General features: G+C 72.7%; 7 protein-coding genes and 3 tRNA genes. 7 read left to right on the top strand and 3 right to left on the bottom strand.

All coding sequences use genetic code 11. The features are described 5' to 3' along the window. Positions 1-51: 51 nt before the first annotated feature. Complete coding sequence (locus tag AB0I68_RS32070) at positions 52-777, top strand: thioredoxin domain-containing protein (protein ID WP_363180882.1); 726 nt, start codon at positions 52-54, stop codon at positions 775-777. Then, positions 774-1,619 carry a cytochrome c biogenesis CcdA family protein gene (locus tag AB0I68_RS32075; protein WP_363180883.1) on the top strand — a complete coding sequence of 282 codons (846 nt, stop codon included), beginning with the start codon at positions 774-776 and terminating at the stop codon, positions 1,617-1,619. Before AB0I68_RS32070 ends, AB0I68_RS32075 begins: the two co-directional genes overlap by 4 nt. 36 nt (positions 1,620-1,655) lie before the next feature. Here the strand turns inward: AB0I68_RS32075 and AB0I68_RS32080 are convergent. From AB0I68_RS32080 to AB0I68_RS32090, 3 genes are all read right to left on the bottom strand, one after another. Next, positions 1,656-1,732: transfer RNA gene (locus AB0I68_RS32080), tRNA-Phe, on the bottom strand. A 22-nt stretch (positions 1,733-1,754) separates the two neighbouring features. After that, positions 1,755-1,828: transfer RNA gene (locus AB0I68_RS32085), tRNA-Asp, on the bottom strand. Positions 1,829-1,867: 39 nt separating this feature from the next. Next, positions 1,868-1,940: transfer RNA gene (locus tag AB0I68_RS32090), tRNA-Glu, on the bottom strand. Positions 1,941-2,066: 126 nt separating this feature from the next. On the opposite strand from AB0I68_RS32090, the gene AB0I68_RS32095 reads away from it, so the two are divergent. From AB0I68_RS32095 to AB0I68_RS32115, 5 genes are all read left to right on the top strand, one after another. Further along, complete coding sequence (locus AB0I68_RS32095) at positions 2,067-2,417, top strand: metallopeptidase family protein (protein WP_363180884.1); 351 nt, start codon at positions 2,067-2,069, stop codon at positions 2,415-2,417. Further along, a complete protein-coding gene (locus tag AB0I68_RS32100; RefSeq protein ID WP_363180885.1) occupies positions 2,414-2,947 on the top strand; it encodes a CrcB family protein in 534 nt (177 codons plus the stop codon). Before AB0I68_RS32095 ends, AB0I68_RS32100 begins: the two co-directional genes overlap by 4 nt. Continuing rightward, positions 2,944-3,318, top strand: coding sequence for a CrcB family protein (locus AB0I68_RS32105; protein WP_363180886.1), 375 nt, complete (start codon positions 2,944-2,946; stop codon positions 3,316-3,318). Before AB0I68_RS32100 ends, AB0I68_RS32105 begins: the two co-directional genes overlap by 4 nt. Positions 3,319-3,521: 203 nt before the next feature. Further along, positions 3,522-4,034: a hypothetical protein gene (locus AB0I68_RS32110; RefSeq protein ID WP_363180887.1), complete on the top strand. Its 513-nt coding sequence runs from the start codon at positions 3,522-3,524 to the stop codon at positions 4,032-4,034. 278 nt (positions 4,035-4,312) lie between these two features. After that, positions 4,313-6,231: DEAD/DEAH box helicase (locus AB0I68_RS32115; RefSeq protein ID WP_363180888.1), on the top strand; the 1,919-nt coding region annotated here is incomplete at its 3' end.

Here is a 6,231-nt window from a genome sequence, read left to right on the forward strand (position 1 = left end):
CCGGCCCCGCCCGCCGGTCCGATTCACCACCCGTTGCTCTGGAGCACCCGTATGTCCTCTTCCGCTTCCTCTTCCGCCCGCAAGCCACTGCTGATCTCCGCAGGGGTCGCGCTCGCCGCCGTCACCCTCGGGCTGGTGTCCTGGCAGGCCACCGCGCCCGCGGACGCCCCCGCCAGGACCTCCTCCGCGGCGTCCGCGCCCAAGGCTTCCGACGTCCACGCCGAGCTGGCGAAGCTCGCCCGGCGCGAGTCCGGCGACAAGCTCGCCGCCGGCCGGGCCGACGCCCCCGTCGTGCTGATCGAGTACTCCGACTTCAAGTGCGGCTACTGCGGCAAATTCGCCCGCGACACCGAACCCGAACTGGTGAAGAAGTACGTCGAGGACGGCACCCTGCGCATCGAGTGGCGCAACTTCCCGATCTTCGGCGCCGACTCCGAGGCCGCCGCCAAGGCCGCCTGGGCCGCGGGGCAGCAGGACCGGTTCGCGCAGTTCCACGCGGCCGCGTACGCCGACGGTGCCAAGGCGAAGGGCTTCGGCCAGGCGCGGCTGCTGGAGCTGGCCCGCGAGGCCGGGGTCCCGGACCTGGAGCGCTTCCGGCAGGACATGGCCGGCGAGGGCGCCGCGGCCGCCCTGCAGAAGGACCAGGAGGAGGGCTACCGCATCGGTGTCAGCTCCACGCCGTCCTTCCTGATCAACGGGCAGCCGATCGCGGGCGCCCAGCCGCTCGACGCCTTCACCGCGGCGATCGCCAAGGCCAAGGCGCAGGCCGCGCAGTGACCGGCGTCGCGGACATCGGCTATCTGGCCGCCCTGCTGGGCGGGCTCCTCGCGCTGCTCAGCCCGTGCAGCGCACTCCTGCTGCCCGCCTTCTTCGCGTACTCGATCGACTCCGCCTCGCGGCTGCTGGCGCGGACCGGGATCTTCTACGCGGGCCTCGCGAGCACCCTCGTACCGCTGGGCGCGGCCGGCTCGTACGCCGGGCGGTTCTTCCACGGACACCGTGACGGGCTCGTCCTGGCCGGCGGCTGGCTCATCATCGCGCTCGGGCTCGCGCAGATCCTGGGCCTGGGCTTCGCCTCGAAGCGGATCTCGGAGCTCTCCGGGCGGATCCGGCCGACCACCGCCCTGTCGGTGTACGCGCTGGGCGCGGTCTACGGGCTGGCCGGGTTCTGCGCCGGCCCGATCCTGGGCAGCGTCCTGACGGTGGCGGCGGTCAGCGGCAACCCGGTCTACGGCGGCCTGCTGCTGGCGGTGTACGCCCTCGGAATGGCCGGACCGCTGTTCCTGCTCGCGCTGCTGTGGGAGCGGTTCGACCTGGGCCGGCGGCGCTGGCTGCGCGGGCGGGCCGTCCGGGTGGGCCGCTTCGAGCTGCACACCACCTCGCTGCTCTCGGGGCTGTTCTTCATCGCCCTCGGCGCGCTGTTCCTCGCGTACGACGGGGCGAGCGCGCTGCCGGGGCTGCTCGACGTGGACGACTCGTACGCGGTGGAGCAGCGGGTCCGCCTCGTCGCGGACGCGGTCCCGGACTGGGCGCTGCTCGGACTGGTGGCGGCGGGGGCGGCGGCGGTCGGCGTGACGCAGTGGCGCCGCAAGGAGCGCGGGGCGGCGGAGGAGGAGTGACGCAGAAGGCCCCGTCCGATGGACGGGGCCTTCTTGTGGTGGCTGGGGCCGGGGTCGAACCGGCGACCTATCGCTTTTCAGGCGATCGCTCGTACCAACTGAGCTACCCAGCCACGAGACCGTTTCCGGCCTCAGCGATCCTGACGGGACTTGAACCCGCGACCTCCACCTTGACAGGGTGGCGAGCTAACCAACTGCTCCACAGGACCTTGCAGTGTGCGAGACCAAGTCTTGCACACGGTAATGCGTACCCCCAACGGGATTCGAACCCGTGCTACCGCCTTGAAAGGGCGGCGTCCTGGGCCACTAGACGATGAGGGCTAAAGGCCCGCCTGGGCGCTTTCCAGCGCGTCGGGGACGTGAGAAGCATATGGGATCCGGGGAGCTATCGCCAAAACGGTTTCCCCCGCAAGCGGGAGGCGCCTCCACCGGAGGGACAATGGGCGCGTGCTGGAGATGACGCGCGAGGAGTTCGAAGAGCTCGTCGCAGAGGCCCTGGACCGGATCCCACCCGAGCTGACGCGGCTGATGGACAACGTGGCGGTGTTCGTCGAGGACGAACCGCCGGCGGGTGACCCCGGGCTGCTCGGCCTGTACGAGGGGACCCCGCTCACGGACCGCGGGGAGTGGTACGCCGGGGTGCTGCCGGACCGGATCACCATCTACCGCAACCCCACGTTGCGGATGTGCGAGGACCGGGAGAGCGTGATCGCGGAGACGGAGGTCACCGTGGTGCACGAGATCGCCCATCACTTCGGGATCGACGACGACCGGCTGCACGCGCTGGGCTACGGATGACCGGCCCGCAGCCGGGCGTGGGCGTGGGCGTGGGCGGGGTCCCCGAGGCGATCGATCCGGACGTCGACCTCCACGTTCCGGGGCAGCGCGCCGAACGGCGCGGCCCGGTGCTCGCCGCGATCGCGGCGGGCGGCGCGCTCGGGGCCTCGGCGCGGTACGGGGCGGCGCAGCTGTGGCCGGCCGGGCCGGGGGCCTTCCCGTGGGCGACGTTCTGGACCAACGTGATCGGCTGTGCGCTGATCGGGGTGCTCATGGTGCTGATCAGCGAGGGTGGCCGGTCGGCGCCGCATCCGCTGGTCCGGCCGTTCATCGGGGTCGGGGTGCTGGGCGGGTTCACCACCTTCTCCACGTACGCGGTGGACTTCTCGCGGCTGCTGGACGCGGGGGAGGCCGGGACCGCGCTGGCGTACGCCGGGCTCACGGTGGTCGCGGCGCTGGGCGCGGTGTGGGCGGCGGCCTCGGTGACCCGCCTCGCGACGGGCCTCGCCACGGGCCTCGCGGTACGGGGCCGGCCGCGGGGGCGGGCGTGAACTGGCTGTTGGTGGTGCTGGGCGCGGTCGTCGGGGCGCCGCTGCGCTATCTGACGGACCGTGCGGTGCAGGCGCGGCACGATTCGGTGTTCCCGTGGGGGACGTTCGTGGTGAACGCGGGCGCCTGCCTGGTGCTCGGGCTGCTGACGGGGGCGGTGCTGGCCGGCGCGGCCCCGGCGCGGCTGAACCTGCTGCTGGGGGCCGGCCTGTGCGGGGCGCTGAGCACGTACTCGACGTTCTCGTACGAGACGCTGCGGCTGTACGAGCGCGGCTGGCGGTTCCTGGCGGCGGCGAACGTGGCGGCCTCGGTGCTCGCCGGGCTGGGCGCGGTGACGCTGGGGTCGCAGGTGGCACGGCAGTTGTTCGCCTGAGCCGGTGGTCCCGATCGCGCGGCATCCGCCGGGGTGTGCTCCGGCGGGGCGTGCGCCCGGTGGGGCGGCGGATTGCGGACAGGCGGTGTCCCCAAGGGCGTGTCTCTTATAGGGCAAAGGGAGTTGGGCACATTGACCCGCTCACCGCGGACCCTGACCGCCCTCCTCCGGCCGCTGCCGGGGGGACCCCCAGGAGGTGCCCCGTGCGCCAGTTGTCCGCTTTCCTCCGGCTGGCCGTCTCCGCGCTCGCGGTCGCGGCCACGGCTGGCTGCATGAGCGTCGGCGAGGACGCCGCGAAGCCCGGGCCCTCCTCCTCGGCGGACCGCAAGGCGGCCGCCGAGGGCGCCGGAGGTTCCGTTTCCGGGAAGGGATCGGGGGTCCACGGCAACGGCCACGGCTCGAAGCCCGGCGCGGCGGGCGAGGAGGGCAAGCCGGCCGAGGACGGCAAGGCGTCGGGTGCCATCGGGGCCTCCCCCAGCCCGGGCGTGCCCGCCGGCCGGCCCGGCGCCCCCTCGCCGTCGGCCGGTCCGGGAGGTGGCGGCGGTGGCCAGGGTCCGCAGCAGCCCACGTCGGGAGGATCCGGAAGCAGTGGTTCTGGTGGGACGCAGGTCACACCGCCCGTCCAGTCGCCGAGCCCGCTGCCGCCCGTGACTTCGCCCACTCCGCCCGTCCCGACGCCCCCGGTGCCGGAGCCCAGCGCCTCGCCCAGCGCGTAGCCGCGGGCCGGTCTCCGGGGGCGGTCGCGGTCCGGCGCCGGCCTTTGGATCGGAGGGATCGTCGCAGGTCAGGGTAGGTCGGGCCGGAGCGACTTGCCAGACCCGGGGGAGGGTGCGTATGGTTATAGATCGTTTGATCCCATTGCCCGGCGCCGAATCCGAAGAGCGCCGTGTGGCGCGTACTCTCCCTAGCCGTGGCTGACCGCATTGAGGCGGTCGATTTGCGATTTCACGGAGTTTGGGCGCGTGCCGAGACTCCGGAAGGTTTCGCATTTCGCATGTCCATTTCCAGTTCTGACCGTGCCGTCATGCCCGAGAACGACTCGAACGAGATCGTCGACGCCGTCGAGGCCCTTGTGGTCACCGAGGCGATCGAGGCCGCTGAGGCGGACGAGATCATCGAGGCTCTCGAGGCCGACGTGACGACCGACCAGTCCATCGACGCCGAGGCCGACGACGCCGAGCCCACCATCACCTTCGGCGACCTCGGTCTGCCCGAGGGCGTCGTGCGCAAGCTCGCGCAGAACGGTGTCACCGCCCCGTTCCCGATCCAGGCCGCGACCATTCCGGACGCCCTGGCCGGCAAGGACATCCTCGGCCGCGGCCGCACCGGCTCCGGCAAGACCCTCTCCTTCGGTCTGCCCACCCTGGCCCGCCTGGCCGGTGGCCACACCGAGAAGAAGAAGCCCCGCGCGATCATCCTCACGCCGACGCGTGAGCTCGCGATGCAGGTCGCGGACGCCCTCCAGCCCTACGGCGACGTGCTCGGCCTGAAGATGAAGGTCGTCTGCGGCGGTACCTCCATGGGCAACCAGATCTACGCCCTGGAGCGCGGTGTCGACGTCCTCGTCGCCACCCCGGGCCGTCTGCGCGACATCATCAACCGCGGCGCCTGCTCCCTGGAGAACGTCGAGGTGGCCGTCCTCGACGAGGCCGACCAGATGGCCGACCTGGGCTTCCTGCCCGAGGTCACCGAGCTGCTCGACCAGATCCCCGGCGGCGGCCAGCGCATGCTCTTCTCCGCCACCATGGAGAACGAGATCGGCACCCTGGTCAAGCGCTACCTGTCCAACCCCGTCACGCACGAGGTCGACAGCGCCCAGGGCAACGTCACGACCATGACGCACCACGTCCTCGTCGTGAAGCCGAAGGACAAGGCGCCGGTCACGGCCGCCATCGCCGCCCGCAAGGGCCGCACCATCATCTTCGTCCGCACCCAGCTGGGCGCCGACCGCATCGCCGAGCAGCTCGTCGAGGCCGGCGTGAAGGCCGACGCGCTGCACGGCGGCATGACGCAGGGTGCCCGCACCCGCGTCCTCGCGGACTTCAAGGACGGCTACGTCAACGCGCTCGTCGCGACCGACGTCGCCGCCCGCGGTATCCACGTCGACGGCATCGACCTGGTCCTGAACGTGGACCCGGCCGGCGACCACAAGGACTACCTGCACCGCTCGGGCCGTACGGCCCGTGCCGGCAAGTCGGGCGTGGTCGTCTCCCTCGCCCTGCCGCACCAGCGCCGCCAGATCTTCCGCCTGATGGAGGACGCGGGCGTCGACGCCTCGCGCCACATCGTCCAGGGCGCCGGCGCCTTCGACCCGGAGGTCGCCGAGATCACCGGTGCGCGTTCGCTGACCGAGGTCCAGGCCGACTCCGCGAACAACGCCGCCAAGCAGGCCGAGCGCGAGGTCGCCGACCTCACCAAGCAGCTGGAGCGTCTGACGCGCCGTGCCGCCGAGCTGCGCGAGGAGGCCGACCGCCTGGTCGCCCGCTCCGCGCGTGAGCGCGGCGAGGACCCGGAGGCCGCTGTCGCCGAGGTGGCCGAGGCCGCCGAGGCCGAGGTCGCGGCCGCCGTCGCGGCCACGCCGGCCGCCGACGAGCGCCCGGCCTCCCAGGCCCGCGACGACCGGGGCAACTACGAGCGCCGCGACAACCGTCGTGACGACCGTGGCGGCGACCGTGGCGGCTTCCGCCGTGATGACCGTCCGTCCGGTGACCGCGGTGGCTTCCGCTCCGGTGGCGACCGTCGTGACGACAACCGTGGTGGCGGCTTCCGTCGCGACGACCGTCCGTCGGGCGGCTTCAACCGTGACGACCGCGGTGGCGACCGTGGCGGCTTCCGCCGTGATGACCGTCCGTCCGGTGACCGCGGTGGCTTCCGCTCCGGTGGCGACCGTCGTGACGACAACCGTGGTGGCGG

The organism is Streptomyces sp. NPDC050448 (assembly GCF_040655295.1).
In the GTDB taxonomy this organism is placed as follows: domain Bacteria; phylum Actinomycetota; class Actinomycetes; order Streptomycetales; family Streptomycetaceae; genus Streptomyces.

Coding starts and splice junctions, on each gene's coding strand:
- AB0I68_RS32070 (WP_363180882.1), top strand. CDS start 52: ATGTCCTCTTCCGCTTCCTCTTCCGCCCGCAAGCCACTGCTGATCTCC.
- AB0I68_RS32100 (WP_363180885.1), top strand. CDS start 2,414: ATGACCGGCCCGCAGCCGGGCGTGGGCGTGGGCGTGGGCGGGGTCCCC.